36 protein-coding genes and 3 pseudogenes are annotated in these 26,311 nt (G+C 62.6%); 28 read left to right on the top strand and 11 right to left on the bottom strand.

Annotated features, from left to right (window positions below; genetic code table 11):
• Positions 1–20 precede the first annotated feature (20 nt).
• The 5 genes from ASD63_RS02910 to ASD63_RS02890 all read left to right on the top strand — a co-directional run bounded on the left by ASD63_RS02910 (position 21) and on the right by ASD63_RS02890 (position 3,052).
• Entirely contained in the window at positions 21–641 is a 621-nt protein-coding gene (locus ASD63_RS02910) for a DUF1638 domain-containing protein (protein WP_034788203.1), read from the top strand.
• A 99-nt stretch (positions 642–740) separates the two neighbouring features.
• Positions 741–1,730 (top strand): CDF family Co(II)/Ni(II) efflux transporter DmeF, encoded by a 990-nt coding sequence (gene dmeF, locus ASD63_RS02905; protein WP_082572759.1) that lies wholly within the window; start codon positions 741–743, stop codon positions 1,728–1,730.
• Positions 1,731–1,757: 27 nt separating this feature from the next.
• Positions 1,758–2,033 (top strand): metal/formaldehyde-sensitive transcriptional repressor, encoded by a 276-nt coding sequence (locus ASD63_RS02900; protein WP_034788200.1) that lies wholly within the window; start codon positions 1,758–1,760, stop codon positions 2,031–2,033.
• 360 nt (positions 2,034–2,393) lie between these two features.
• Entirely contained in the window at positions 2,394–2,633 is a 240-nt protein-coding gene (locus tag ASD63_RS02895) for a hypothetical protein (protein WP_034788197.1), read from the top strand.
• A gap of 116 nt (positions 2,634–2,749) precedes the next feature.
• On the top strand, positions 2,750–3,052 hold the full coding sequence (locus tag ASD63_RS02890; protein WP_034788544.1) for a hypothetical protein: 303 nt from the start codon (positions 2,750–2,752) through the stop codon (positions 3,050–3,052).
• A 30-nt stretch (positions 3,053–3,082) separates the two neighbouring features.
• Here ASD63_RS02890 and ASD63_RS02885 read toward each other — a convergent pair whose 3' ends face one another.
• Genes ASD63_RS02885 through ASD63_RS34835 form a run of 3 tightly spaced genes read right to left on the bottom strand, consistent with a single transcriptional unit; the run spans position 3,083 to position 3,674 of the window.
• On the bottom strand, positions 3,083–3,298 hold the full coding sequence (locus ASD63_RS02885; protein ID WP_034788194.1) for a hypothetical protein: 216 nt from the start codon (positions 3,296–3,298) through the stop codon (positions 3,083–3,085).
• Positions 3,298–3,456, bottom strand: coding sequence for a hypothetical protein (locus ASD63_RS34840; protein ID WP_156400735.1), 159 nt, complete (start codon positions 3,454–3,456; stop codon positions 3,298–3,300). The genes ASD63_RS02885 and ASD63_RS34840 overlap by 1 nt, the downstream gene beginning before the upstream one ends.
• Before the next feature lie 44 nt (positions 3,457–3,500).
• Entirely contained in the window at positions 3,501–3,674 is a 174-nt protein-coding gene (locus tag ASD63_RS34835; protein ID WP_156552966.1) for a hypothetical protein, read from the bottom strand.
• 414 nt (positions 3,675–4,088) lie between these two features.
• Here ASD63_RS34835 and ASD63_RS02880 point away from each other — a divergent pair, with 414 nt between their 5' ends.
• The 15 genes from ASD63_RS02880 (at position 4,089) to ASD63_RS02815 (ending at position 14,412) form a co-directional block, all read left to right on the top strand.
• Positions 4,089–4,394 carry a hypothetical protein gene (locus tag ASD63_RS02880; RefSeq protein ID WP_034788191.1) on the top strand — a complete coding sequence of 102 codons (306 nt, stop codon included), beginning with the start codon at positions 4,089–4,091 and terminating at the stop codon, positions 4,392–4,394.
• A 42-nt stretch (positions 4,395–4,436) separates the two neighbouring features.
• On the top strand, positions 4,437–4,559 hold the full coding sequence (locus ASD63_RS36545; RefSeq protein ID WP_034788190.1) for a hypothetical protein: 123 nt from the start codon (positions 4,437–4,439) through the stop codon (positions 4,557–4,559).
• 47 nt (positions 4,560–4,606) lie between these two features.
• Positions 4,607–4,870 (top strand): DUF1488 domain-containing protein, encoded by a 264-nt coding sequence (locus ASD63_RS02875; RefSeq protein WP_034788542.1) that lies wholly within the window; start codon positions 4,607–4,609, stop codon positions 4,868–4,870.
• Between the two features lie 276 nt (positions 4,871–5,146).
• Complete coding sequence (locus tag ASD63_RS02870) at positions 5,147–5,920, top strand: pyrroline-5-carboxylate reductase (protein WP_034788187.1); 774 nt, start codon at positions 5,147–5,149, stop codon at positions 5,918–5,920.
• Positions 5,921–6,297: 377 nt separating this feature from the next.
• Complete coding sequence (locus ASD63_RS02865) at positions 6,298–6,477, top strand: hypothetical protein (RefSeq protein ID WP_034788185.1); 180 nt, start codon at positions 6,298–6,300, stop codon at positions 6,475–6,477.
• A 45-nt stretch (positions 6,478–6,522) separates the two neighbouring features.
• Positions 6,523–7,326, top strand: a complete 804-nt coding sequence (locus ASD63_RS02860; RefSeq protein WP_034788182.1) for a formyl transferase — start codon at positions 6,523–6,525, stop codon at positions 7,324–7,326.
• 237 nt (positions 7,327–7,563) lie between these two features.
• Positions 7,564–7,866 (top strand): virulence factor, encoded by a 303-nt coding sequence (locus ASD63_RS02855; RefSeq protein ID WP_034788179.1) that lies wholly within the window; start codon positions 7,564–7,566, stop codon positions 7,864–7,866.
• Positions 7,859–8,461 (top strand): methylenetetrahydrofolate reductase C-terminal domain-containing protein, encoded by a 603-nt coding sequence (locus tag ASD63_RS02850; protein WP_034788176.1) that lies wholly within the window; start codon positions 7,859–7,861, stop codon positions 8,459–8,461. The genes ASD63_RS02855 and ASD63_RS02850 overlap by 8 nt, the downstream gene beginning before the upstream one ends.
• A complete protein-coding gene (locus ASD63_RS02845; protein ID WP_034788174.1) occupies positions 8,458–9,549 on the top strand; it encodes a methylenetetrahydrofolate reductase in 1,092 nt (363 codons plus the stop codon). Before ASD63_RS02850 ends, ASD63_RS02845 begins: the two co-directional genes overlap by 4 nt.
• An 89-nt stretch (positions 9,550–9,638) precedes the next feature.
• Positions 9,639–10,604 carry a methyltetrahydrofolate cobalamin methyltransferase gene (locus ASD63_RS02840; protein ID WP_034788171.1) on the top strand — a complete coding sequence of 322 codons (966 nt, stop codon included), beginning with the start codon at positions 9,639–9,641 and terminating at the stop codon, positions 10,602–10,604.
• 39 nt (positions 10,605–10,643) lie between these two features.
• Positions 10,644–10,946: a hypothetical protein gene (locus ASD63_RS02835; RefSeq protein ID WP_034788169.1), complete on the top strand. Its 303-nt coding sequence runs from the start codon at positions 10,644–10,646 to the stop codon at positions 10,944–10,946.
• A 47-nt stretch (positions 10,947–10,993) separates the two neighbouring features.
• Positions 10,994–11,326, top strand: coding sequence for a hypothetical protein (locus ASD63_RS02830; RefSeq protein WP_034788166.1), 333 nt, complete (start codon positions 10,994–10,996; stop codon positions 11,324–11,326).
• Positions 11,327–11,483: 157 nt separating this feature from the next.
• The gene (locus ASD63_RS02825; protein ID WP_051659127.1) at positions 11,484–13,556 is read left to right on the top strand and encodes an ASKHA domain-containing protein; all 2,073 of its coding nucleotides are present in this window, start codon (positions 11,484–11,486) and stop codon (positions 13,554–13,556) included.
• A gap of 135 nt (positions 13,557–13,691) precedes the next feature.
• Positions 13,692–13,895 (top strand): hypothetical protein, encoded by a 204-nt coding sequence (locus ASD63_RS02820; protein WP_034788163.1) that lies wholly within the window; start codon positions 13,692–13,694, stop codon positions 13,893–13,895.
• Between the two features lie 199 nt (positions 13,896–14,094).
• On the top strand, positions 14,095–14,412 hold the full coding sequence (locus ASD63_RS02815) for a hypothetical protein (RefSeq protein ID WP_034788160.1): 318 nt from the start codon (positions 14,095–14,097) through the stop codon (positions 14,410–14,412).
• A 74-nt stretch (positions 14,413–14,486) separates the two neighbouring features.
• Here the strand turns inward: ASD63_RS02815 and ASD63_RS02810 are convergent, their stop codons facing one another.
• Complete coding sequence (locus ASD63_RS02810; protein ID WP_063979483.1) at positions 14,487–15,095, bottom strand: MarR family transcriptional regulator; 609 nt, start codon at positions 15,093–15,095, stop codon at positions 14,487–14,489.
• A gap of 127 nt (positions 15,096–15,222) precedes the next feature.
• Here ASD63_RS02810 and ASD63_RS02805 point away from each other — a divergent pair, with 127 nt between their 5' ends.
• The 3 genes and pseudogenes from ASD63_RS02805 to ASD63_RS02800 all read left to right on the top strand — a co-directional run.
• Positions 15,223–15,477 (top strand): acyl carrier protein, encoded by a 255-nt coding sequence (locus ASD63_RS02805; RefSeq protein ID WP_034788158.1) that lies wholly within the window; start codon positions 15,223–15,225, stop codon positions 15,475–15,477.
• A gap of 241 nt (positions 15,478–15,718) precedes the next feature.
• Positions 15,719–15,793, top strand: a pseudogene (locus tag ASD63_RS35940) (histidine/lysine/arginine/ornithine ABC transporter ATP-binding protein); the annotation flags it as partial.
• A gap of 1 nt (position 15,794) precedes the next feature.
• Positions 15,795–16,571: pseudogene (locus ASD63_RS02800) on the top strand (transporter substrate-binding domain-containing protein); the annotation flags it as partial.
• 78 nt (positions 16,572–16,649) lie between these two features.
• Here ASD63_RS02800 and ASD63_RS33880 read toward each other — a convergent pair.
• The 4 genes and pseudogenes from ASD63_RS33880 to ASD63_RS02785 form a co-directional block, all read right to left on the bottom strand.
• Positions 16,650–16,841: pseudogene (locus tag ASD63_RS33880) on the bottom strand (ATP-binding cassette domain-containing protein); the annotation flags it as partial.
• A 2-nt stretch (positions 16,842–16,843) separates the two neighbouring features.
• Positions 16,844–17,566 carry an ABC transporter permease gene (locus ASD63_RS02795; protein WP_060528781.1) on the bottom strand — a complete coding sequence of 241 codons (723 nt, stop codon included), beginning with the start codon at positions 17,564–17,566 and terminating at the stop codon, positions 16,844–16,846.
• Entirely contained in the window at positions 17,566–18,285 is a 720-nt protein-coding gene (locus tag ASD63_RS02790; protein WP_034788148.1) for an ABC transporter permease subunit, read from the bottom strand. The genes ASD63_RS02795 and ASD63_RS02790 overlap by 1 nt, the downstream gene beginning before the upstream one ends.
• Positions 18,286–18,318: 33 nt before the next feature.
• Entirely contained in the window at positions 18,319–19,743 is a 1,425-nt protein-coding gene (locus ASD63_RS02785; RefSeq protein ID WP_060528780.1) for a M20 family metallopeptidase, read from the bottom strand.
• Positions 19,744–20,036: 293 nt separating this feature from the next.
• Here ASD63_RS02785 and ASD63_RS02780 point away from each other — a divergent pair, with 293 nt between their 5' ends.
• Positions 20,037–20,693, top strand: coding sequence for a GntR family transcriptional regulator (locus ASD63_RS02780; protein WP_034788143.1), 657 nt, complete (start codon positions 20,037–20,039; stop codon positions 20,691–20,693).
• A gap of 28 nt (positions 20,694–20,721) precedes the next feature.
• Here the strand turns inward: ASD63_RS02780 and ASD63_RS02775 are convergent, their stop codons facing one another.
• Both ASD63_RS02775 and ASD63_RS02770 read right to left on the bottom strand, forming a co-directional pair.
• On the bottom strand, positions 20,722–21,366 hold the full coding sequence (locus ASD63_RS02775) for a VIT1/CCC1 transporter family protein (protein ID WP_060520584.1): 645 nt from the start codon (positions 21,364–21,366) through the stop codon (positions 20,722–20,724).
• A gap of 83 nt (positions 21,367–21,449) precedes the next feature.
• Positions 21,450–22,340, bottom strand: a complete 891-nt coding sequence (locus ASD63_RS02770) for a LysR substrate-binding domain-containing protein (protein ID WP_034788138.1) — start codon at positions 22,338–22,340, stop codon at positions 21,450–21,452.
• A gap of 112 nt (positions 22,341–22,452) precedes the next feature.
• Between ASD63_RS02770 and ASD63_RS02765 the strand changes: the two genes are divergently transcribed.
• The 4 genes from ASD63_RS02765 to ASD63_RS02745 all read left to right on the top strand — a co-directional run bounded on the left by ASD63_RS02765 (position 22,453) and on the right by ASD63_RS02745 (position 25,583).
• A complete protein-coding gene (locus ASD63_RS02765; RefSeq protein WP_051659126.1) occupies positions 22,453–22,731 on the top strand; it encodes a hypothetical protein in 279 nt (92 codons plus the stop codon).
• A 99-nt stretch (positions 22,732–22,830) separates the two neighbouring features.
• Entirely contained in the window at positions 22,831–23,034 is a 204-nt protein-coding gene (locus ASD63_RS02760; protein WP_034788135.1) for a DUF1127 domain-containing protein, read from the top strand.
• A gap of 794 nt (positions 23,035–23,828) precedes the next feature.
• Positions 23,829–24,833 (top strand): GlxA family transcriptional regulator, encoded by a 1,005-nt coding sequence (locus tag ASD63_RS02750; protein ID WP_034788530.1) that lies wholly within the window; start codon positions 23,829–23,831, stop codon positions 24,831–24,833.
• A gap of 150 nt (positions 24,834–24,983) precedes the next feature.
• A complete protein-coding gene (locus ASD63_RS02745; RefSeq protein ID WP_060528779.1) occupies positions 24,984–25,583 on the top strand; it encodes a YdeI/OmpD-associated family protein in 600 nt (199 codons plus the stop codon).
• A 250-nt stretch (positions 25,584–25,833) separates the two neighbouring features.
• Here ASD63_RS02745 and ASD63_RS02740 read toward each other — a convergent pair whose 3' ends face one another.
• Positions 25,834–26,280 (bottom strand): DUF805 domain-containing protein, encoded by a 447-nt coding sequence (locus ASD63_RS02740; protein ID WP_127889108.1) that lies wholly within the window; start codon positions 26,278–26,280, stop codon positions 25,834–25,836.
• Positions 26,281–26,311: the final 31 nt, after the last annotated feature.

Raw genomic sequence — 26,311 nt, 5'->3', positions numbered from 1 at the left:
GATAGCCACATGGAATCAAGATGGAAAAAGTATCGCCCGCAATAGAACGTGCACAACCGGAAAAAGTTCACGTGATCGGTTGCGGCGCCATCGCCCGCGAAATCCTGGCGATCTGCGAGGCGAACGGGCTTGGCCATATCGACCTCAACTGTCTGCCCGCCATCTGGCACAACACGCCCGACAAGATCACCCCGGGAATTCGCGACGCCATTGCCAAGGCCCGCGCCGAAGGCTTCGAGCGCATCTTCGTCGCCTATGCCGACTGCGGCACCGGCGGCCAGCTCGACCGACTTCTGGAGGAGGAAAAGGTCGAGCGTATCCCCGGTCCGCACTGTTACTCCTTCTTTGCCGGCAACGATGATTTCGCCCGCCGTTGGGACGACGACCTCACCGCCTTCTTCCTCACCGACTTTCTCGCCCGCCAGTTCGAGGCCTTCGTCATCGAACCGCTCGGCCTCAACCGGCACCCGGAGCTCCGGGACATGTATTTCGGCCACTACCGCAAGCTCGTCTATCTCTCGCAGCAGGAGGATGAAGGCTTGCAGGAGAAGGCGAGGAAGGCCGCCGAGCGGCTCGGGCTCGAATACGAATATCGCTTTACCGGTTACGGCGATCTGACGGGGTCGCTGCTGACGGCGTGAATTAGCGACATCATCAAGCTGAAATCGCAGACCCGAAACAGAGACTTTACGTCGAATCCAATATAGGGTACCCCCCTATATAATATTGGAGGCATCGACATGGGCAATCACGACCGCGACCATCATCACCACCACGGACACCACGGGCATTCGCATGACGACGCGCGCGTGCTCGCGGCCAGCCATGATCACGTCTTCCTCGGCGGCAATCACGAGCGCAACGAGCGGCGGACCTGGATTGTCATCGCGGTGACCGCAACGATGATGGTGATCGAGATCGCAGCAGGTCAGATCTTCGGCTCGATGGCGCTGGTTGCCGATGGCTGGCACATGTCGACCCATGCGGCCGCGATGCTGATCGCAGCGCTTGCCTATCTCTATGCACGCAAGCATTCGAACAATCGCCGCTTTACCTTCGGCACGGGAAAGCTCGGGGACCTCGCCGGCTTTTCGAGCGCCATCGTGCTGGCCCTGATCGCGCTTCTGATCGGCTGGGAGAGCCTGCGCCGCCTCCACGCTCCGGTGACGATCGATTTCAGCGAGGCGATCCTCGTCGCTGTTGCCGGCCTCATCGTCAATCTCGTCTGCGCCTGGCTCTTGAAGGACGATCACGGCCATCATCACCACGATCATCACCGCCACCACCATGGGCACCATGGTGGGCAGGATCGTAACCTGCGCGCCGCCTATCTACACGTGCTTGCCGACGCGCTGACCTCGGTCCTCGCCATCGTCGCCCTTGGTCTCGGCGCAATCTATGGCTGGCTGTGGCTCGATCCCGCCATGGGCATCGTCGGCGCACTTGTCATTGCGCGCTGGTCCTTCGGCCTCATTCGCGATACAGGCGCGACATTGCTCGACTATATCCCCGATGGCGAAGACCTGCCGGACGAGATCGGCGAGATCGTCGCCAGGGAAGACGCCGAGATCGTCGATCTGCACGTCTGGCAACTCGGGCCCGGCCACCACGGTGCAATCGTCTCGCTCGTCGCCGACAACCCGCGGGCACCGTCCTATTATCGCGAAAAGCTTGCCGCCATTCACGATTTGTCGCATGTGACCGTGGAGGTGGAACCACGGGCCGCATAGCGGCGGCGCCCGAAACCGGAGTTTCCGATGACCCATACCATCCGCGAGAAGCAGAAGCTCATCAACAGGGTACGGCGCCTGCGCGGCCAGATGGAGGCGGTCGAGCGGATGCTGGAGGAGGAGAAGGGCTGCGCCGAGGTCATGCAGGTGATCGCCGGCATACGCGGCGCGGTCAACGGGCTGATGGCGGAAGTGGTCGAAGACCATATCCACATGCATGTCGCCGCAGCCGAGCTGTCGCAGAAGGACCGGGAGGAAGCGGCGGCCGAACTGGTGGATGTGGTGCGCGCCTACCTGAAATAGCGTCGCTGCCGCGCACTTTGCCAAGGTCACCGTTGCCGCCGAGAACCATGCTGTGCTCGGCGATGGCGACCGGTCATGCTTTCTGCCAGCTCACAGATTGACCGCGAAGTCCTGCCGGCCGCACGCTTCCGGCGGCAACTGATCGTCGGTGATCACGTTCCGTCAGAGGCCGACGATCCGGCTTCCGCCCGGGCCCCCTCATTGCCAGCAGGTCCCCTCCTTCGCCGTCTGAACTCTCAATTTGAAACCATGTTCGCGCCAGCCCGTTTAGCTGGCGTGACTCATCCCTGACGCTTCCTCAGCCGCCTGACAATTGGCCGTCTTTGCGCCAAGCACGGAGCCAGAACGCGGGAGCGTCCCATGACCAAGAATTTTACGCACGACAAAAAGAGACTGCTTCATGGCTGGGATGCGGTCTACGATCTCGAAGAATTCATTCTGGCCTATCACTTGGCACCGCTGGCAGCGCGCGACATCTTCGCAAAAGTCGGCCCGCGCAGGCTCGATCTGGCGCATGCGACGGATGCGCAAAGCACAGCGACGGGCGACGGGCGACGAAGCGAAACGCGCGCTCGGCCAAAACAACCTCCCGGTGCTTGAGTGAAGTTCGTTGCGCTGGCGCGACAACGCGTGCAGGGTGCTTTATCGACGGCGATTGAAGCGGGCGCCGTCGCCTACGGGCCTTCGTGCCTGGGCCCCAACCAAAGGAGGACGCAATGTCTTCCAGCAATCCAGAACATTATCTTCACTCCGACGACCTCAGCCTTCTGGTCGAGGTACTCGCCGCTGCCGGCTACTACGGAACGACCACGACGGCAGACCCGGGCGGACGGCTTGCCGCCACGCGCTTCCTGATTGCGGCACTTGAAAGCGGCGTCGACAGCCACGCCACTCCGGAGGCGGCGCTGGCCGAGCCGGGCACTGCCGCGGAGTTTCCGAGGGCCCCTTCCCGTCCGGCGCCTTATGAGCAATTCAGACAGGCTGCAGTTGATCGAAAGACCGGCAGCGTGCCCCGCTGAGCCACCATCGTGGGTTTCCAGCCCACCCATCTAACCCCTATCTTCCGGCGGCCGGGGCGGAAGCTGGATCGTGCCCCTGCGTATGCGGTCTTTGAGATTGAGAATATCGAGAAGATCATCCGCTTCGTCGCGCGGCAAGTTGGACATCAGATAACCGTCAACAACAACCGGTTGCCCGGTGAAGACATCGACAACCGCCCAAACATTGTTGGCTTCGACCTTGAGACCGTACCTTAGTGTTGTCATCAGCCCAGTCCGTAATCGGGGTTTACCGCCTGCCCTTGCTCAGCCACATGCGGCATGGCGGGGCGATCGCTCGCATTGCCCTGAGGTGGCCTGAAGGCCCAGACAAGAAAAACCGACAGGGCGACCAGAAACAGTGAGAAGACCAAACGGGAGGACATCGCGCCTCTCCTTCATCGAATGAGGCCATCGCGGCTGGGGGGTGTCACGCGGCTGGGGAAAGAAAGCGCGCAATAACCTTCTGCAGGGTCTCGGCAGCCGCTCGGTTCAGCGCGACCTCGATCTGGCCGTCGTCGCATTCCAGGCAGAGAGTGCCGATCAGCGGCGCCTTGTGCAGGGTGATGATTTCGCTCTGGTAGAGTTTGTTCGGCTCGGACATGACAGTCTCCAGTTCCAAGCGACGAGCTTAACACATCCTCGATCGGCACGTGGCTTTTATCACGCGAGCAGCGAGGAACTCGGGAGAAACACCGGCGTCGCGCCAAAAACACTTTAAATCTGCGCCGGCCGACACACGCGCCTCAATTGAAACTCAATCGACGCGCAATAGTATATCCAAGTAAATTTGGCCGATGTGGCTTTCGCGGTATCAGAATTTCTAACCGCACCTATTCTCCTAAATTTTCGAACGACACGCAAGCTTCGGATCCAGTGCTTGGTCCATGCTTCGCCTCGAAGCACATCGCGCATTGTAACGTCTGTTCGTTCCCCGAACCTTGGTTGATCGGTCGATAACCGGCTCATCGCAGCCGACCGACCGTGCCTGCCCACACCTAAAAGGACTGAGACCACTATGAACGCTTTATCTTTTACGAAACGCATCATCCGCGGCCCCCGCGACCAGTCGCCGGTTCACCGCTTCCAGGTCGGCCAGCTTGTTCGCTCGAAGGGAGCGCTGACCAGAGAGTCGACCATCGGGGACACCTACCGCATAACCGCCACGCTCCCCATCCGCGACAATGCGCTCCAGTACCGCATACGCAGCAGCGACGAATGCCATGAGCGCGTGACCGATGAAGGCAATCTCGAACTGATTCGTCCCGCCGATGAGCGAATGGCCCTGGCCGAACGGGCCTTCAAGTCCAGACACGCCCTTTAGATCCAAACCATCTTCCTAACAGATCAGCTGCAGGAGGCGATCATGAAGTACCACATACCGGCTCAGATCTATCTATTCGACTACCGCGGCCTGCTTGCCTGGATCGCCCTTTCGCTGGCGGTCGCCGTCGTCGTGACCACGATCCTTTTCGGGCGGATCCTGTGACGGCCCGTCTCTGGCCGGCCTGGCTTACCGCCAAAAGGATTACGACCATGCCGCTGACCTTTCCGAACCCATGCCGAAGCTTCGATGAAGCGCGCAAGGCCGTACGTTTCCTTGGCCACGATGGCATGTTCGAAGTGCCCTTCTACGTTGAGGCGGCCGCCCTCTCCCGTGGCGCGCCCACCCGGACGACCGAAGCAGCCTGCTTGCTGGCCTTCGATGCCGCGCGCAACGCAATCCACGAGGCCGCGACGGCAGCCTATGCCAAGGGGCGCCGGACGATCTATGTCCTCACCGCCGATGACTTTCGCTAGGTCCCGGGCCAAAACGCAGCACCCGTTCGACTAACACCCCTTGGCCTAGCAGGGGTCTCCGCCTTATGCGCAACGCGCCCCGCAGCGGCCGAAAGGGCGTGGCAATCTCAACCGCACTGTTGAAATGCGTCCTGCTCTCCTGTGGGCGACGCCATGGCGAGCGCTTGTCGCCGGCGCCTTTGCTATTATTATTCCGCCAATTCCAAACCCGTACCCGTGCATGCCACACCCGGCAGTTTCACGGACCTTCTGAAATCACCAGGCGACAGAACTTTCATGAAACTTGGATTCATCGGCACCGGCGCACTCTCCTCGGCGATCGTCACCGGCCTCAAGACGCTTCCCGGCGAGATCACCACCGTCGTCCTTTCGCCGCGCAACGAAGAGATCGCTGCGGGCCTTGCCGCCCGCTTTCCTGACGTGACTGTCGCTGCCGACAATCAGGCGGTGCTCGACGCCTCAGACACGGTCATGCTCGGCGTCCGCCCGCAGATCGCCCGCGACGTGCTGCCGACCCTGCGCTTTCGCCCGGATCACCACGTCGTCAGCCTGATTGCGACCTTCTCCTGCGCCGAGATCGCCGCCATGGTCGGCCAAGTGAAGCGCGTGACCAAGGCCTTGCCGATGCCGATGATCGCGATCCGCCAGGGCCCGACGATCATCTTCCCGCCGGATCCGGATATGGCGGCGTTTTTCGGCCGGCTCGGCACGGCGATCGAAGTAACAAGCGAGAGCGAATTCGATGCGCTAAGTGTGGCGACCGCCACCTATGCCAGCTACTTCAAGTACCTGGAAACGATCCATAGCTGGCTAAAGGACAATGGCGTCGACGAAGCCAAGGGCCGCGCCTATATCGCCAGCCTGTTTGGTGCGCTCGGCCAGGCGCCGGAAACGACCCCGGACGCGAGCTTCGCCCATCTGGCGCAGGACTACGCGACACGCGGCGGCATCAATGAGCAGGTGCTGCGGGAGTTGACGGAGCACGGCACCTTCGAAAAATTCAGGGAAAGTCTCGGCGGCATCCACCGGCGGATTACCGCAGCGTCGTGAGCCACTGGCGCAACGGAAAAGCCCCTCATCCGGCCTGCCGGCCACCTTTCTCCCCGCAAGCGGGGCGGAGGAAATTCGCGGCACCCACTCCGCCAACAATAAACACCACGATTTCCGCCTCGCTGCGGCTCCGCTCGGCGAAACTAAGATCGGGCCACGTCCCCTCTCCCCGCCTGCGTGGAGAGGGTTAGGGTGAGGGGCAATCCGGTTTGCAAGAACTCCGGCTAGCCTCGTCCACCGATGCTGACCGAAGCGCAGCGGCTTACGTGAGCGCTCGCTCCGACAACGAAAAATAAGCTCTTCCTAATCCCTATATCTGCGCTACCCTGCGTTACATCTCAGTGCGCGACTGCTGCGTCTTGGGACGGGAGGCGCCAGTGAAAATCCTCGACTATCTGCCCTACGCCATCGGCTGCGCCGCCGGGCTGCTGCTGTCGCTGGTCGTCGGCGCGGTCTGCAGCCTCTCGGATGACGTGAAGATGGTCGAATCCGTCGCCCTCGTCGTGCTCGGTGGCGGTGTCGCCGAATGGTACTGGAACCAGTTAAGCCGGCGGTAACGGGCAAGCCTTCATAACTCGGCCCTGTTCATCCGCGGGGCCGCCATGACCGACATCGCCAGCCAAAATCAAGCCGCAGGCGGACGCCCCGGCCGCGTCGTCGTGGTGACCGCGGGCGGCGAGAACCCCTGGATCATGATCAACGCGTTCTCCGCGCATTTCGCCGACGTTGCAGTCGTCGAGGAGCAGCCGGAATCGAAGGGCCTGTTCCTGCGCCGCCGCGCACGCAAGCTCGGCTGGCTGACGGCGCTGGGGCAGCTTGCGACCATGATCGCCTCGCGCTTCGGCAAGCGTTTTACCCGCAAGCGCGCGGACGAGATCTTCGCGACCTACAAAGTCTCGGGAAAACCCGATCCGTCGATCCCGGTCAAATCCATCGCCTCCATCAACGACACGGACGCCATCGCCCAAGTGCGCGCGCTCAAACCCGATGTCGTCTTCCTCATCAGCTGCCGCATGCTGAAGGCCGAAACGCTGGCCGCCTTCCCCTGCCCGGTCCTCAACTTCCACGCCGGCATCAACCCGGCCTATCGCGGCCTGATGGGCGGTTACTGGGCGCAGGTCAACAACGACCTCGAAAACTTCGGAGCGACCGTGCATCTGGTCGATGCGGGCGTCGATACCGGCGGCGTGCTCTACCAGTCGCGCCAGAAGCCTGCCCCTCACGATACGATGCACACCTATCCGCTGCTGCAGACGGCGGCTTCCACGGACATTGCGATTGCCGCCGTCGGCGATGCGCTCGCCGGAAAGCTGCAGGTCATCGATGTCGCAGGCCCGTCACGGCAATGGTATCATCCGCCGATCTGGACCTGGATATGGAACGGCCTGAAGCGCGGCATCTGGTAGGCTGACAAGCCGCCCTTACCTCCTTCCGACATCGGCTAAAAGCCTGAAACTGCGGGTAATCCTTGCCGATGGTTCCTGGCTGCAAGAAGCGCCTCAACTGCGACTTGCGCATCACCGCCAAGACGTCTGATATGGCATCCGCGCCAGCGTCGTTTTTGGACATATCCGACGTCGTGGCGAGATGAGCCCGGACGCCGGTACATGCGCATTGTCGCAGAACGAGGAGAACAACACCCCATGGCAGATCGCATTATCGTCTACTGGCGCGACATTCCGGCCCAGGTCATCATCAAGAAGGGCCGTACGACGGCGAAGCGCGAGCTGTCTCTGCGCTTCACCGAAGCGATCGACATGTGCGCCATGCGCACCGGTGCGGCTGAAACCGACGACTACCTCGCCGAATGGCGCAAGGCCGATCCGGTGCCGGTCTCCGACAATCTGGAAACGGAAGCCGACCAGGCCGCCGCCGAGCTCGAAGCCGCCTATGACCGCGAACGCCTCGTCGCCCTCGTCAAAGCCGGAGGCCGCGACAATGGCTGACGCCAAACCGCCGAGCGAGCCGAAGGTGATGAAGGGCAACGCCGCCCCGGCCGCCAAGGCCGCAACCGGCGCGTTTACGCCGTCTGGCGTTTCGCCGAGCCGCCGCTCGCGCCACAAATATACGGTCCGCCTCTGGGCGGTCCGCAACTCCCGCTTCCTCGAATGGTTCTACCACCGCTTCGCCGATCTGTTCCTGCTGCTTCACCCGCTGTGGAACGCCATCGGTTATGGCCGGGTCGAGCGTCCGGTGACCTTCGTCGAGCGCCACGTGAAAGGCTTCCTCTTCGACTGTCGCATGTGCGGCCAGTGCGCGCTGTCGTCGACGGGCATGTCCTGCCCGATGAACTGTCCGAAGCAGCTACGCAACGGCCCCTGCGGCGGCGTGCGCGCCAACGGCAATTGCGAGGTCGAGCCGGACATGCCCTGCGTCTGGGTGCAGGCCTGGAAGGGCTCGCAGAACATGGAGAAGGGCAACGCCATCATGAACGTGCAGAAGCCGGTCAACCAGTCGCTGCGCGAAACCTCGTCCTGGCTGCGCGTGACGGCGGAAGCCGCAGCGCGCCGTGAAGCGGCATCCAAGGAAGGCCAGGCATGAGCCCCGACATCAATCCCTTCGATCCCGGCGCGCCGCTCGAGCCCCTGCCCGGCCATTCCTCCCGCGGCCGTCTTGAGCGGGTTTTGCGCCGCGGCGAGTTCGCCGTCACCGCCGAACTCAACCCGCCTGACAGCGCAAACCCGCAGGATGTCTACGAGCGCGCCGCGATCTTCGACGGCTGGGTCGACGGCATCAACGCGGTCGATGCCTCCGGCGCCAACTGCCACATGTCCTCGGTCGGCATCTGCGCGCTTTTGACCCGCATGGGCTACGCCCCGATTATGCAGATCGCCTGCCGCGACAAGAACCGCATCGCCATCCAGGGCGACGTGCTCGGCGCCTCTGCCATGGGCGTTCAGAACATCATGTGCCTGACCGGCGACGGCGTGCAGGCCGGCGACCAGCCAGGCGCCAAGCCCGTCTTCGACCTCGACTGCATGTCGCTGCTCGAAACCGTCCGCATCATGCGCGACAACTCGAAGTTCCTCTCGGGCCGCAAGCTGACGACACCACCGCAGGTATTCCTCGGCGCTGCGATCAACCCCTTTGCGCCGCCCTATGATTTCCGCCCCTATCGTCTCGCCAAGAAGATCGAGGCCGGCGCCCAGTTCGTGCAGAGCCAGTACTGCTTCGACGTGCCGATGTTCCGCGAATACATGAAGAAGGTGCGCGACCTCGGTCTGCACGAGAAGTGCTATATCCTTGTCGGCGTCGGGCCGATGGCATCGGCCAAGACCGCCCGCTGGATCCGCTCCAACGTGCCGGGCATCCATATTCCGGACAGCGTGATTACCCGCCTTGAGGGCGCGCAGGACCAGAAGAAGGAAGGCAAGCAGCTCTGCATCGACATCATCAACGAGGTGAAGGAGATCGAAGGCGTCTCCGGCATTCACGTCATGGCCTACCGCCAGGAAGAATATGTCGCAGAAATCGTGCATGAATCGGGCGTCCTGAAGGGCCGCCGCCCCTGGAAGCACGAGACGCTGCCGGAGGATGCGATGGTTGCCGAGCGCCTGGAGCACATTCGCGAGGGCAAGGAAGAGAACCAGCAACAGATGGCCGAAGCCGCGGCCCATCACCCGCACTGACCGCAGACAAAACTGGCGCCGGCCACAAGGCGCCTATCATCGACTTCACGGGCGTGATTACATAGACGCCAAATGACAAAGGACCCTGCATGACCCGGACCATCGTCGCTTCCGCCACCCGCGAGATCATCATCGGCTTCGACCAGCCGTTCTGCGTCATCGGCGAACGCATCAACCCGACCGGCCGCAAGAAGCTGGCCGCCGAAATGATCGAGGGCAACTTCGACACCGTCATCAAGGATGCGCTGGAACAGGTCGCCGCCGGGGCGACGATGCTCGACGTCAACGCCGGCGTGACCGCCGTCAATCCGAACGAGACCGAGCCGCCGCTCTTGGTCAAGACACTCGAAATCGTCCAGGGCCTCGTCGACGTGCCGCTGTCGATCGACAGTTCGGTGACGGCCGCGATCGAGGCGGCACTGCGCGTCGCCAAGGGCCGCCCGCTGGTCAACTCCGTGACCGGCGAAGAGGAAAAGCTCGAAGCGATCCTGCCGCTCTGCAAGAAGTATGACGTTCCGGTCGTTGCCATCTCCAACGACGAAACCGGCATTTCCGAAGATCCGGATGTGCGTTTTGCCGTCGCCAAGAAGATCGTCGAGCGCGCCGCCGACTTCGGCATCAAGCCGCACGACATCGTCGTCGACCCGCTGGTCATGCCGATCGGCGCCATGGGCACCGCCGGCCAGCAGGTCTTCGCACTTCTGCGGCGTCTGCGCGAAGAGTTGAAGGTCAACACCACCTGCGGCCTGTCCAACATCTCCTTCGGCCTGCCGCACCGCCACGGCATCAATGCCGGCTTCATTCCGATGGTCATCGGCGCCGGCATGACGTCGGCAATCATGAACCCCTGCCGCCCGCAGGAAATGGAAGCCGTGCGTGCGGCAAACGTGCTGAACGGCACCGACCCGAACTGCACCCACTGGATCAAGACCTACCGCGACCACAAGCCGGCCGAAGGTGGCCATGTGGTTGCGGCAGCACCAGTGGCAGCCGCCGGTGGCGGACGTCGCGGTGGCCGCGCGGCCCGCACGGGTGGTGCGGCTGCCAGCGAGTAGTTCCTGGATCGGCGCTGATGCGCTCGAGGGAGAAGGACGATGAGAAGCCAGTTGCGCCTCCTTGCCGTCGTTCTCCCTCTGGTCGTTATCGCCAGGTACACACTGTTTGACGATGCGGCCGAGTTTCAGCGGTTCTACGCCGCGCTCCGCACCTATGGTGCGCCCGTGATCATCGTGACGGCTGCCGTACTTGGAACAATAATGATCGCCACCGTCACCAGGAAGGTCTATCTCGGTCCGCAGGAGCAGGTGATCAAGGCTTGCCTCTGGGGCAGCTCGGCCGTGCTGGCCGCGACTCTTGCCTATACATTCGCAGTCGTAAAACTTGCCGGGGCGCCGTAGCAACGCACGTCGGTTCATCCATCCGCCAACGCAAAGTGGAGATCACCATGACACGCAGCCTACGCCTGGATGCCGCCACCCTCTGGTTCGAGGCCCCCTTCGTCATCGCCGTCCGACTGCAGGAGATGCAGATGGCGGCGCTCACCGGCAAGACCCAGGACGTGACCGAGCTTCATCGCATGGTCTCCGAGAAGATCGCCGCCACGGCCGAAAGCGTCATGGCCGTGAACATGGCCATCTGGAAGGCCGCCTTCGACAACACCTTGCGCCTGATGACCGGCGGCACGGCGTCTGGCCACGGAACGGCGATTGCGTCCGCAGCCCTCAGGCCCTATGGCAAGCGCGTGCGCAGCAACGCCCGGCGGCTGTCGCGCAAGTAAGCCTGACGCGCCGCCGTGCCCCACACCTAACTGTTTGAAACAGAAGCTTCCATGTCGGGATTGGACAACTATCGGGCGCCGTTCCGGTGCAGTCTGAAACCGTTTACCCGTGCTTCGCTTGACCCATTGAAGCGGACCTGACGAAAGACCACAGAGCATGCGCATTGAAGGTACCTCCGAGATCGAGACCAACATGACCGAAGCCGCGCAAAAGGACCCTCTCGTGCTGTTCATGCCTTCGGGCAAGCGCGGCCGCTTCCCGGTCGGCACGCCGGTTCTCGATGCGGCGCGCAAGCTCGGCGTCTATGTCGAAAGCGTGTGCGGCGGGCGCGCCACCTGCGGACGCTGTCAGATCGTGGTGCAAGAAGGCAACTTCGCCAAGCACAAGATCGTCTCGTCCAACGACCACATTTCTGAAAAGGGCGCCAAGGAAGATCGCTACGAGAAGATCCGCGGCCTGCCCGACGGCCGCCGCCTCTCCTGTTCCGCCCAGATCCTCGGCGATCTCGTCATCGACGTGCCGCAGGATACCGTCATCAACGCCCAGGTCGTGCGCAAGGCCGCAACCGACCGGGTGATCGAGCGCAATGCCGCCGTTCAGCTCTGCTATGTCGAGGTGGACGAGCCCGACATGCACAAGCCGCTCGGCGATCTCGACCGGCTGAAGGTGATGCTGGAGAAGGACTGGGGCTGGAAGGATCTGCTGATTGCGCCGCACCTGATCCCGCAGGTGCAAGGCATCCTGCGCAAGGGCAACTGGGCCGTCACCGCCGCCATCCACCGCGACATGGATAGTTCGCGCCCCTTCATCGTCGGCCTGTGGCCGGGCCTCAAGAACGAGGCCTACGGCGTTGCCTGCGACATCGGCTCGACGACGATCGCCATGCATCTCGTGTCGCTGCTCTCGGGTCGTATCGCCGCCTCGTCCGGCGCCTCCAACCCGCAGATCCGCTTCGGCGAAGACCTGATGAGCCGCGTCTCCTATGTGATGATGAATCCTGATGGCCGCGAGGCGATGACCAAGGCCGTGCGCGAGGCGGTCAATGGTCTCATCGGCAAGGTCTGCGCCGAGGGTGAAGTCGACCGCCACGACATTCTCGACATGGTCTTCGTCGCGAACCCGATCATGCACCACCTCTTCCTCGGCATCGACCCGACGGAACTCGGCCAGGCGCCGTTCGCGCTCGCCGTGTCAGGCGCGCTGCAATATTGGGCGCATGAGATCGATATCGACGTCAATCGCGGCGCGCGCCTCTACATGCTGCCCTGCATCGCCGGCCATGTGGGCGCCGATGCGGCGGGCGCAACCCTCGCCGAAGGGCCCTATCGCCAGGACAAGATGATGCTGCTCGTCGATGTCGGCACCAATGCCGAAATCGTGCTCGGCAACAAGGACCGCGTCGTCGCCGCTTCCTCGCCCACGGGCCCGGCCTTCGAAGGTGCGGAAATTTCGTCGGGCCAGCGCGCCGCCCCCGGCGCGATCGAGCGCGTGCGCATCGATCCCGTAACGCTGGAGCCGCGCTTCCGCGTCATCGGCGTCGAAAAGTGGTCTGACGAGGAAGGCTTTGCCGAGGCGGCCGCATCAGTCGGCGTCACCGGCATCTGCGGCTCGGCGATCATCGAGATCGTCGCCGAGATGTATCTTTCCGGCATCATCTCCGAGGACGGTGTCGTCGATGGTGCCATGGCGGCAAAAAGCCCGCGCATCATCCCGAACGGCCGCACCTTCTCCTACCTCCTGCACGAGGGTGAGCAGCGCATCACCGTGACGCAGAACGACATCCGCGCCATCCAGCTCGCCAAGGCAGCGCTCTATGCCGGCATCAAGCTGCTCATGGAAAAGCAGGGCGTCGACCACGTCGACACCATCCGCTTTGCCGGCGCCTTCGGCTCCTTCATCGATCCCAAGTATGCGATGGTGCTGGGCCTCATCCCGGACTGCGATCTCGACGACGTAAAGGCCGTCGGCAACGCCGCCGGTACCGGCGCGCTGATGGCGCTCTTGAACCGCGGCCACCGCCGCGAGATCGAGCAAACTGTCAGCAAAATCGAGAAGATAGAGACGGCGCTTGAATCAAAATTTCAGGAGCATTTCGTCAACGCCATGGCGATGCCGAACAAGGTCGACAGCTTCCCGAAGCTTTCGACCGTGGTCACCTTGCCGGAGCGCAAGGTGAGTAGCGATGACGGTGAAGGCGGCGGACGGCGGAGGAGGAGGAGCCGGGAGTAGTCCGGTAACCATTCCGAGCTCTCACAAGTCTCTGCCGTGTCGAAATACGACAACCGCCGTATGTCTTCGTTCTCACAGCAGGTCTACGCCGAGGTTGGCGCGCTTTTGCGCGTGCTTTGCACCAAGGAGAGACCAATGAAAATCATCATCGCAGTCGCGGCATCGCTTGCATTTGCCGGCTCCGCCTTCGCAGTGAGTTCGCTGGGGGCCGCTGAAAATCAGCCGGCTGCCAAAGCCATTGAAGCAATCGAGTTGGCGGGCGGTAGCGGGAAACCCAACACGACGCCAGGCACGGGCAGGTCCAACCTCACGCGCGGCAAAACCTCGTACTTTGGTTGACGCAAACGAAGGGCGGCACCAGCCGCCCTCTCGCCATGAACGTGGCGGCCGACCGCACAGGCGAAAGTCCTCGTTTGGTCGCGCATCGGGCTATTATGCTGTTTGGTGAATGTGGACACCGGAGATTTCAGCTTGCCTTAATTCCGGCGGCGGGCGACGGTCTGATGAAACCTATTCCTTAAACTGGCATCCAGAACCCATGAACGACAAAATTCTCGATACCCTGACCGGCATGTACTTCACCGTCGACGATCCCGATGGCACCTATGGCACCGGTCAGATCATCCGGCTTGCCGCCGAGGGGATCTACTTCATTCGCTACGACGGCAACGAGGTGGAATTGCCGATGGAGCTCGTTTCGATCGGCGAAATGCTGCAGACCACCGAAGAAGACTACAAGCTCTGGCGGTTCTTCGACACGACCGAGGAACGGGACAAGTGGATCGAGTGGCTGGACGCCCCCTCGAAGCCGCGCGTCGTCTCGCTGGTGCGGCCGACGCCTGCTCCGACGAAATAGGGCATCGTTGGAAGGTGACCGGGGCGGCTTTGCCGCGCCGGATTGGGCTTGGCGCGGTGGCTGCCGCGCCTCCCTCAAGGCTGGATCGAGGAAGGCTTTTCCTTAAGCCGTTCCATGAACCGACCATAGTCCGGCCGGAACAGGGCATAGGCGGTGGCTGCGGCATCGAACCAGTTTCTGGTCCCGACTTCAGCGGCCACCGGAAGCCTCCTTCTCCTGACGATGGGGGCGGCCTTCAGGCGGCTCGCGAACCCTTCCCGCTCCAGCGCCGCCCCGAGCGCCTGTAGCACCGCAAGAACCGGATATCCGATTTCCAGCTCGAGGCACCGGATCGCCAGGAATGTCATCTGCCGGTGCGGCTCCAGAGTTGTCAGGAGGGCGACGCCCTTTTTCGTCAGCCGCAGGCCGGTCTTCCTGCCGTCGTCGGGGCCGCGCCGGGCAAGGAGCCCGCCCTTCAGCATCAGGCTGACCGTCTGGCTGATCGCGCCCTGGGTGAGACTGCTGTTGCTGGTGATCTCGGTGACGGTCTCGGCGCCGGCGGCAAGCGCGCGCAACAGGGGCGTATAGCGCGGCCTGTAGTCGATCTTCAGGGTTTCAGATCGCTCGGCGGCACCCCGATCGACGCGTTCGCCGACATATCGCAGGAGTTCGCCGAGGTGCCGAGGTCTGGCACTGGCAAACACCCAGGGGCTCTCCCTCACCGAAATGGCCTAACCCATTTGGATCATGACGAAATCAGCGAATGATCCTATAGGCCTAGACGGCCGTTCACCGCCCTTTGTGTTATGCTTTAAGGGAGGGAGTAGATCCATGGCACCCACACGATCCGATGTTTCCGAACGCGTAAAGGCGATCCTCGTCGAGCTGCTCGGCGTGAAGGCTTCCGAAGTGAAAGACGATGCCGAGATCGAAGAGGATCTGGGCGCCGACTCGCTCGAAGTGTCTCAATTGGCGATGTTGGTGGAGGAAGAGTTCGAGATCTATCTGACCGACGACTCTGTCGAAAAGCTCGTCACGGTCGGCGACCTGATCGACTTTGTGCTCGCGTCGAAAACGCTGAAGTGATCATCCGGCAATAAAAAAGGCCGGGGCGAAACCGCACCGACCTTCCTCATCATCGCTCTTACACCAGTGCCAGTACATCCGTGGTCAAAAGTCTAAAGCGACGCGACAGTTGCGAGCGGCGAACACATTCAGCGCTCATAAGCAAATGTCGACAGATGGGCTTATACGAAGCGATTGTGTTCGAAAGATGTCCACACGCGCTGCGCGTCGCTATTAAATAAACAGCCCTGCCAACCGCTGCCGCCCGGCCGACCAGAAACAGGTGGACCGCATCCGCTCCGAACTCGGCATGGTGTTTCAGAGCTTCAATCTCTGGTAAGAAGTGGACGAAGGTGACGATCGCCACCGAAGGTGCCTTTCCGCCCTATAACCTGACCAAGGCGGACGGCACGCTCGACGGCTACGAGATCGAGCTCAGCAAGATCCTCTGCGACCACATGAAGGTCGAATGCACCGTCATCGCGCAGTCCTTCGATGGCATGATCCCAGCGCTCAACGCCGGCAAGTTCGACGCGATCATGGCCGGCATGTCGGCCACCGAGAAGCGCAAGGAAGTCATCGACTTCTCGATGTCCTACGGCAGCACCGGCCAGGCCTTCGCGACGCTGAAGGGCGGTGATCTCGAAACCCTGCCGATGAAGGGCGAGCTCTTCTCGCTTGCCTCAAACGAGGCCGGCGCGCGCAAGGCGGTCGACGAGCTGAAGCCGCTGATCGAAGGCAAGACCATCGGCGTCCAGACCGCCTCGATCGCGGCGCGCTTCATCGACGAATATCTGAAGGACGTCGTCGAGGTGCGCGAATACAAGACGACCGAGCAGCACGATCTCGATCTCGTCGCCGGCCGCGTCGATTTCGTCATGGCGTCCATGGGCTACCTGAAGACGACCGTCGAAAAGCCCGCCAACAGCGACATGGTCATCACCGGCCCCCGCTTCCAGGGTGGCTTCCTCGGCGCCGGCAGCTCCGTTGGCCTGCGCAAGAGCGACCCCGAATTGAAGGCGCTGTTCGACGACGCAATTGCCGCTGCCAAGGCCGATGGTACCATCAAGCGCCTGTCGGAGAAGTGGTTCGGCTTCGACCTGACGCCGCAGTAATCCGGGTCGGTTCGCCCTCTCAACCAAAGCACCGCGCGTTCCGTCGAACGCGCGGTGTTTTCTGTGTTTGGAATGCCCCGCGCTTCCTCGCGCGCTTGCGATGATGCAGCGAAGCAGCGTCGACTTGCCGGAGCCGGAGGATCCGAGGATGGAAATCACCTCACCCTCGCGCGCGTCGAGCGACACGCCTTTCAGCACCTCGACCGGGCCGAAACTCTTGTGAAGGTCGTGCACGCGGATCGCGACCGGTGCGGTGACGGCGGCGGACATGTTCAATGGGCTTCTCCCTTGAGTTCGGCGGAGATCGGCAATGGCGCGCGCAGCTGCGGGTTAAACCGGTGTTCGGCAAACGCAACGAGCCGGGTCAGCGCGAAGTTGATGGCGAGATAGATGAGACCGGCGACGACGAAGACCTCGATCACCCGGTAGCTCTCCGAGATCAGCTTGGCGGCGACGCCGGTGATTTCCATCAGCGTGATGATCGAGGCGAGCGAGGTCGCCTTGACCATGGAGATCATCTCGTTGCCGTAACCGGGCAATGCCTGGCGCAGCGCCTGCGGCATGACGATGCGCCGAAAGATCATGACGCGCCCCATGCCGCAGGCCCGCGCTGCCTCGACCTGGCCGTGCGGAACCGAAAGGAGGCCGCCGCGGATGATTTCGCTCGCATAGGCGGCCGTGTTCAGCATCAGCGCCAGCACGGCGCACCAGTAGGGTTCGCGCAGAAGCGGCCAGAAGATGCTGTGGCGAACGGCGGGAAACTGGCTGAGGCCGTAATAGATCAGGAAGATCTGCACGAGCAGCGGCGTTCCGCGAAACAGGAACACGTAAGTGCGGGCAAAGAGATCGAGCGCAAGAATGCCCGACAGACGGGAGAGCGCCAGCCCAAGAGCCAGCACCGAACCAAGCGCGATCGATGTCGCGGCAAGCTCCAGCGTCAGCGGCAGCGCCGTCGCCAAGCTCCAGAAGGTTTCGAGGGCAAATTTGATATCCATCAGCCCCTCCTGACGCCGCGCGAGAACCGGCGCTCGGTAACCTGAAGAACCAGGCCCGACACGGTCGAAATCGCGAGATAGATCATGGCTGCAATGAAGAAGAAGTCGAAGGGACGGCTGGTCGATCCGGCGCCGATCTGAGCCTGACGCAAGAGTTCGACGACACCCGTGACCGAGACCAGTGCTGACTCCTTCAACACCACCTGCCAGACATTGCCGAGACCGGGCAGCGCATAACGCAGCGTCAAGGGTGCAATGATGCGGCGAGACTTGAGGAGCCGGCCCATGCCGCAGGCGGTTGCCGCCTCCAACTCGCCCGGATGCACGGCGCGGAAGGCGCCGCGATAGACCTCGGTCTGCTGGGCGCCTGAGGTGATGCCGACCGCAAGCGCACCGGCGATGAAGCCGGGGAAGCTGACGAAACCCTCCGCACCGAACAATTGGCCGACGGCCGTCACCACGGCGCTGCCGCCGAAATAGAAGAGATAGATGACCAGGAGGTCGGGAATGCCGCGAAGGACCGTCGTGTAGGCCTCGGCGCAGCCACGGACGACCGGGCCGCCGGAGATCTTCGCCCAGGCGCCGAAGGTGCCGATGAGGCCGCCGATCGCAAAACCGGCAATCGCGATCAGGATCGTCATCCAGGCGCCGGCGGCAAGCGCCGGGCCCCAGCCGTCCGGCCCGAAGCTGATGATGTCGAGGAAACCGGGCTCAGTCATCGCAGCGCCTCCCTTCGCTTGTCGATCGATGACTTAACCATGGCTCACCCCGGGGATCGGCGGGTCGACATCGTCAGGAATGGGATTGACGAAGGGCGTGCCCTCGAGCCTTACGGCATGGTCGGCCTTGGCGGCGGCAATGAGCGCGGGATCGAGGATCAGCTCCACCGCCGTGCTCGCCATCACCTTGGCCGCGTGCTCCATGCCCTTGTGGGCGGCCGGCAGCTTGCCTTGCGCCACCAGCTGCCAGGAATGGCCGGGCGTGCCGATCGCGTAGGTCGCGCCGCGCATCTGCACGGTCGGCACCACCCAGCTCACCGTTCCGACATCGGTGGAGCCGACAAGCGTGCCGGCGCCGTTTTCCGGCGGAAAGATCGTGTCGCAGAGCGAAACGCCCCGTCGCAGCTTGAGCCCGAAACGCTCGAAGGCAGAGGCGATATCCTCGCCGGTAAAGGTCTCCTGGAACTTTGCCGCCGTCCGCCGATCGTCCTCGTCGAACTGCGGCGGTCCCAGATGCTCAAGCTGGCGGTGCATCAGCGCTTCGAGCGGGGTGTTTCCGACGAGGTTGGCGTCGCCGCTGACGATCTCGTCCGTGACCGTGGTGCCGGTCATCAGCGCCGCGCCCTTGGCAACGCTGCGGACACGTTCCACGAGATCGAGCAGTTCCGGCAGGCTGCGGGCGCGCACGAGATAGCGCGCCTTGGCGCGGGCCTGCACCACGTTCGGCGCGTTGCCGCCGGTGTCCGTCACCGCATAGTGGATGCGCGCCGACGATGGCATGTGTTCGCGAAGATAGTTGACGCCGACATTCATCAGTTCGAGCGCATCGAGCGCGCTGCGGCCGAGATGGGGGGCAGCCGATGCATGCGACGCCCGGCCGCTGAAGCGGAAGTCGAGCTCGTTGCAGGCAAGCGAAATGGGGTTGTTGACGCCGGCAAAGGGTGCGGGGTGCCAGGAAATCGCGATATCTACATCGTCGAACACGCCAGCGCGCACCATGAAGCCCTTGGACGAGCCGCCCTCTTCCGCCGGGCACCCGTAATAGCGCACCCGCCCCTTGATGCCGCTGGCCGCGAGGTAATCCTTGACGGCGGTCGCCGCCATCATCGCGCCGGCGCCGAGCAGATTGTGGCCGCAGCCATGGCCATTGCCGCCGTCGACCAGAGGCCGTTCCTCGGCAATGCCGGCCTCCTGGCTGAGGCCCGGCAGCGCATCGAACTCGCCGAGAATGGCAATGACCGGTCCGCCCTCGCCCGCCTCGCCCATGACCGCCGTCGGCATGCCGGCGATGCCGCGCGACACACGGAAACCTTCGGCCTCCAGCAGCGCGGCGTGTTCGGCCGACGAGGAAAACTCCTCGTAATTGGTTTCCGGCGTATCCCAGACCCGGTCGCTGAGCACGAAGAACCGTTCGCGCTTGGCTTCGAGGAGGTCCCAGACGGCATCGGCATTTTTCATCGTTTCTTGACTTCCGCAACAATAGTAACCAGAATTGGCGCCAATTTATGATAACATTTTTGGATACACAAGAGGGTCCTGAAACATTTCGAGCGATGTGCACAACGGCGAGAGGCAGGCAGGCAACGCCGCTCTCCCGCATTGAATTGTTCACGACAGCATCATAGTTTCTCCAAAAATGGAGCCAATTCCGCTGCGGCGGGCGACGCGAGGCACGCGCCGGGGACTTGGGACATGCACCAGCAACGTGCGTCAGAGGCCGGTGACAGGCGGAAAGAGAGTGTAAGGCAGGAATGAGCGACGATCTGACGGAAATGCTGGCGCCCGAGGAAAAGCCCGAGGACAAGAAGGACGTTACCGACCTCCTGCTGCACGACATCCTGACCGGGACCCTGCCGGCCGGCGCCTGGCTGAAGCAGATCGACCTGGAGCGCCGCTACGACTGCACGCGGCCGGAGGTGCGCCGGGCGCTCGACCGGCTGTCGCAGCGCAGGCTGGTGCAGCACAATCCCAACCGCGGCTACCAGGTCTATGAACTCGACGACCAGCGCACGCAGGAAATCAGCGATATCCGCGTGATTCTCGAAACCGGCGTCGCCGACCGCATGGTTGCCAATGCAACGCCCGCCACCATCGCCGAACTGCGGCAACTCGCCCGGCAGTTCGACGAGATGTCGTTTCGCGGCTCCATCATGGAGCACTATGACGCCAACCTCGCCTTCCACCGCGCGCTTCTCATGCTCTCGGGCAATTCCGAACTCGTCGACGTCGTTGCCGAAATCCGCCAGCGCACCGTATCGGCCCCGGTATCGCAATGGCGCACCCGCGCCCGCATCGAGCAATCGGCCCGCGAGCACCACCTGATGGTCGACGCGCTGGAAGCCCGGGATCTGCCCGAACTGAAACGGCTGATCGAAATCCACATCCGCCAGGCACCGATCAAGGTGTGAGCGAACCCTCGTCGCTCAAGGGCGAAAGTTATCCGCCAAAGAGGATCGTCACCGCCACCAGAACCGCGCCGATCGCAGCCATCGCAAAGGCCATCGGCCAGGGGCTTCGGCCCATGTAGCGGCCGAGGCGCGCGCCGATGACGAAGAGCATGACGAGCGCAATGGCGTTGGAGGCGCGCATGGCGAGCGCGACATTGTCCGTCAGCAGGAAGGGAATGCTTGGCGGCAACGTCGAGGCGACGACCAGCAGGAAGATCGCGACGGCTGCCTTAAGGTCGTGCGCAGTCACCACCCTGTGCCTGGGATCGGCGGAAAGGGCCCTCACCCGGACAAGCAGCGCTTCCGTTTCCTTGGGCGAAGAGACGCGGCGCACATCGTCCGGCAGGCTTTCGAGAAACAGTTCGCGGGCGCGATCGAGCCGCTCAGACCTGAGCCTGTCGAGAAAACCGCGCCGTCGCACGCGCTCCACCACCGTCGTCAGCACATACATGACGCCGTCGACGATGCCCCAGGCGATGTTGCAGCCGAGGGCGGCGACGAGCACGGCATTGACACCGCCCTCGCCGGCCGTGACCGTGCTCATGGTTCCCGTGAAGGACAGCGCCATCAAGAGGCCGAAGATGATCTCCGACAGGCGGTCGATCGGATCGAGAACGCGCGACCGTTCGCTCATGGCCGGGCACTCGACGAAAGTGGCCAGGACGACAGGAAGGCGGTGGGCAGCGACCGGGAAGAGCGCAACCGCGATATCTCCCCTTACTGGACCTGCAGATCGGCGAACGCGTCGCGCACATGGTCGGCGACCGCCAGTACAGGCGCCGGCGCATCGCTGATCACCTGCAGGCCGATATTGTAGTGGCCGAGATCCGGCAGGCCGTCGCGCTCGCCGAGTTGCACCATTTCCCCCTGGACGAGGTAACGCGGCAGCGGCGCGATCGCGAGACCGGCAAGCACGGCGGCGCGCTGCCCGGTGGTATAGGCGCTGAGGAACGCAATGCGGAACTTGCGGCCGGCGCGCGCGAGTTTCTCTACCGCATCCGCCCGCCAGACGCAGCCGTCCTCCCACATCGACACCGGCAGCGGATCCTTCAGATGCGCGCTGCCGCACTTTGCGCCGGCCCAGACCAGCTTTTCCTGCATCAGAATTTCGCCATTGCGGGGCGTTCCCTCGGTCAGGCTGTTGAAGATGGCGATATCGAGCCGGTGCTCGTCCACCTTCTTGCGCATGGCGTTGCTCATGCCGATCGACACATCGACCGTGACGTTCGGATAGGATTCGGCGAAACGCTTCAGCACCTCGGGCAGGATGCGCTCGCCAACGTCCTCAGGCGCGCCGACGCGCACGACGCCGTTCATATCCGGCAAGAGAAAGCGGGAAACCGTTTCGTTGTTGAGCGACAGCAGGCGGCGGGCAAAGCCGAGCAGCAACTCGCCCTTCGGCGTCAAGGTGACCGAGCGGGCGTCTCGCAGGAACAGCGTACAGCCGAGCATCTCTTCGAGCTTCTTGATCTGCATCGAGACAGCCGACGGCGTGCGGTAGACGGTTTCGGCGGCGGTGGTGAAGTTGCCGGTCTCGGCAATCGCGATGAAAGTCTTCAGCACGTCCATTTCGAGAAGCGGAAGCGCATGGCGCATCAGCATGTTCATGGCGTCAACCTCATTCAAAAAAACTGAAAGATAGCTTCACTTCATTTCGTTTGATTGAACATCAGCAATGGCCGATAGTCAAGCTCAAGGACGACGCAGGAAGGAGAAACGCATGTCCACCGCAGCCCTTGTTATCGCCGCTTCGAAGAGTTCCCTCCGTAACAGCCGCCTGCCGCAGGCAGTGGTAAAAAAAGAGCATAGCAGGAGCAACGACATGGTCCTCAACGCCCTCAATCAAATGATCGCCGTCCTCGACGGTGTTGCAAGGCAACGACGCGAAAAACAGATCGCGCGGAATCGGGTGGAAGCCCGGCGCGAACTCGCCAAACTGCCACAGAGAGTCCGTGACGACGTGATGTTTGCGGACCCGCTAATCAATCACCATGTTTGATGAAAGGCATCAAACATATTCGTTGGAATGATAAGTCAGGTTAGGCCATAAATACCATCATGGTCGCGACCGGCTGAGACACTCAGAAGGAGCCATGAAATGTCCAACACTCAGTTTTCATCGGCCTCGGAACGGGCATCCTCCCACTCGTCCCTTCCGGGTCTCTTCAATCTGCAGGTTCGTGCCTGGGCAGTATGGAAGCGTTATCGCCAGGAACGGGCCCTCGAGAACCTGTCCTATGACACGCTGAAGGACATCGGCTTCCCGTCGGTGGACGATGCGGTGCATAAGACCGAACAATGAATGACGGCGTGATCTGTCCCTTCTGAGGGCGTCACGATCCGGATGAATCGAAGGGCATCGCCGACAAGGCGGTGCCCTTTTCCTTTGCGTTCGAACGTGTCGTCGCGCAATCCGAAACGCAATGCGGCCTAGGTCAGCAACTCTGCGAGAAGCGACGGCCGACTGAGGAAACAGCCGGCGACAAGCCCCACGAACCCGAGCGCCAACGACCCCACGATGCCGTGGCCCAACCATCCGGCGTGGGCACCGATGGCGGTTGTCGCGACGATGACCGAAACAGTCCACAGGGCCTTCAGCAGCGAAACGGCGCGCCTCAGAGCTGTTGGCTGATTCTGCCCCACGCAAAGTACCCTTCCAAAGAGACCGCCGCATCGCATGTAATGTCGAAAGCACGCGCCGCCAATGGTGTGTGATCATCGGCCGATTTGGCTCGCACCTCTACTCGCAGTGCCGTTAATCAGGCTAGCGATCGATCCCACGAGGTCCACTTGTCTTTTACCGACACCCGCACCAGCCGTGTGAAGCGTCGCAATCGGCAAACACAACCCTGGAGAGCGCTTTGCGAATGTTGCGTATCTCTGGCAGTTCTTGTCCGATAGCGTCAACAGCGCTGTAAAAACTGCCGCTTTCCTTACAAAAGCCTGAAAGCGGGGCCGAGCCGCCTTTCACCGCGCGATGTCGCAATGCGAAATCTCTTTGCGGTCGCTGCTATCCATGCGAATGTCGCAAACAGACAAGCCGAAGAGTATCTTCCAAGCGACGAATATACCGCATCGCCAAGCATGGGAAGCCTCATGAACAAGCCACTGACCAAAAAGCGTTCTCTCGTCTTCTTCCTGGTGCCGAACTTTTCCATGCTGCCCTTTTCGGCGGCGATCGAAACGCTCCGCATCGCCAACCGCATGCTCGGCTACGAGGCCTATTCCTGGCGCCTCGCATCGTCCGACGGCGAAAAGGTCCTGTCGTCGAGCGGTATCGCGCTCGAGGTCAACTCGTCGCTTGCAGACGAGCGCAAGTTTCTCGGCGGCGAAAACCGCCCCTCGATGGTGCTGGTCTGTTCCGGCATCTATGTCGAGGACTTCAACAACAAGTCGGTCAATGCCTGGCTGCGCGAGGTCTACAATCGCGGCGTCGCCGTCGGCAGCCTCTGTACCGGCGCCCATGTGCTGGCGTCGGCCGGTCTTCTGACCGGCAAGCGCTGCGCCATCCACTGGGAAAACCTGCCGGGCTTTTCCGAAAGCTTCCCGCAGGTCGACGTCTATGCCGACCTCTACGAAATCGACAGCAACATCTACACCTGCGCCGGCGGCACCGCCTCGCTCGACATGATGCTGAACCTGATCGACCAGGATTTCGGCGAGAGCCTCGTCAACCGCGTCTGCGAACAGGCGCTGACCGATCGCGTGCGCGGGCCCCATGACCGCCAGCGCCTGCCGCTGCGCGCCCGTCTCGGCGTGCAGAACGCCAAGGTGCTGTCCATCATCGAACTGATGGAGGCAAACCTCGCCGAGCCGCTTTCGCTGCTCGAAATCGCCGAGGGCGCCGATCTCTCCCGCCGCCAGATCGAGCGCCTCTTCCGCCAGGAAATGGGCCGCTCGCCTGCACGCTACTATCTCGAAATCCGCCTCGATCGCGCAAGGCACCTCTTGATCCAGTCGTCGATGCCGGTGGTCGAAGTGGCCGTAGCCTGCGGCTTCGTCTCCGCCTCGCACTTCTCCAAGTGTTATCGCGAACTCTACAACCGCTCGCCGCAGCAGGAGCGCGCCGACCGCAAGCTGACGCTGCAGATGGCGCGATAAGCGGCAGATCAGATGGATCAGACAAGGGCGGAGCTTCTCCGCCCTTTTTCGTTGGTGACACTTTCCGCTTGTGCCGTCCTGGCGCTTGCACGCGCCGCTGTTTTGGATTGAATGGTCGGCGTTTCAGGAGAGCGAGGAGCACGCCAAACGATGGCCCCCGTGGAGATCAATCCCGCCAAGGTTCATGAATTCAAGGACTTCCAGAGCTTTTACGACTGGCTCGCCACCCACCACCAGAGCGAAACCGAAGTGTGGATCAAGACCCACAAGGTCAGCTCCGGCCTCGCCTCGGTCACGCCCAAGGAGGCGATCGACGCGGTGCTCTGCTGGGGTTGGATCGACGGCGTGCGCAAGGGGCACGACGACAGGAGTTTCCTCCAGCGCTATTCGCCGCGCGGCAAGAAGAGCATCTGGAGCCAGATCAATGTCGACAATGTCTCGCGCCTGATTGCCGAGGGCCGTATGACCGAGCACGGGCTCAAACAGGTCGATGCCGCCAAGGCCGACGGCCGCTGGGACCGCGCCTATGCCAGCGGCAAGGACATGCAGATCCCCGACGACCTGCAGGCGGCGATCGACGCTGAGCCCGAAGCCCGCGAAATGCTTGGCAAGCTCAGCGCACAGAACCGCTTCGCGCTCGCCTTCCGCACCCACAACATGAAGACCGAAGCCGGGCGCAAAAAGAAGATCGAGACCTTCGTCGAGATGCTGAAGCGCGGCGAAACGATCTATCCGCAGAAGAGCAAGTAAAGCGATTGAGGGGCACGACCGAAAGGTCGGCCCGAGACCGATCCGGCACCGGCAAGGCTCGACGCCCGACGGCCGGGGGCCCAAAGCTGTTTGCACGCTCAATCTTGGCAATATCCGGCTTGATCATGCCCGGCATCGCCACCGTCACGCGCTTGGCACGTGCAGGGGCGAAAAATGAACGCCGAAGGCGACACTCGTTCTGTCGGACGCACACAAACGTCGCCTTAGCCCTTTGACTTACAGCCCGGCGTCACTGACCGGCGCGGCCGAAGCGCGCGGCACCACCTCCGACGAAGCGTAGGACCGGCGGACCAAAGCGGTTGTCACCCTCCTCGCTCGCGAGGTAGCCCAACATGACGAGGCCCAAGAGCGGCCCGACGACCGGGACGAACAGCGCAAGGTTCCACCACCCGGAACGGCCATGGTCGTGCCAGCGCTCGGTGTTGACCGTGAAGCCGAAATAGAAACTCGCGGCGATGATGAGGATGACAAGCATATGCATAAGGCTGAAGCCCGCGGCATAATTGTCGACGCCCGAAAGCGCCAACAACGCCCCGCCGGCGAACATCGCGGCTATCGCCGCAATGCAGATAACGATCTGCGCCAACCACCAGGCCTGACGTCCGATACGGCCATCAACACTCGTAAACATCTGTAAATTCACGTCGTCTCCCCCCAACAGCCAGTGCGCTTCCAAGTGCCCCCGCGCCGGCCAGCCTTGTCATCCG

Origin of the sequence: Ensifer sp. Root558 (assembly GCF_001427045.1) — a bacterium.
Taxonomy (GTDB): Bacteria; Pseudomonadota; Alphaproteobacteria; order Rhizobiales; family Rhizobiaceae; genus Ensifer; species Ensifer adhaerens.
This window is presented reverse-complemented; position numbering and strand designations above follow the sequence as displayed.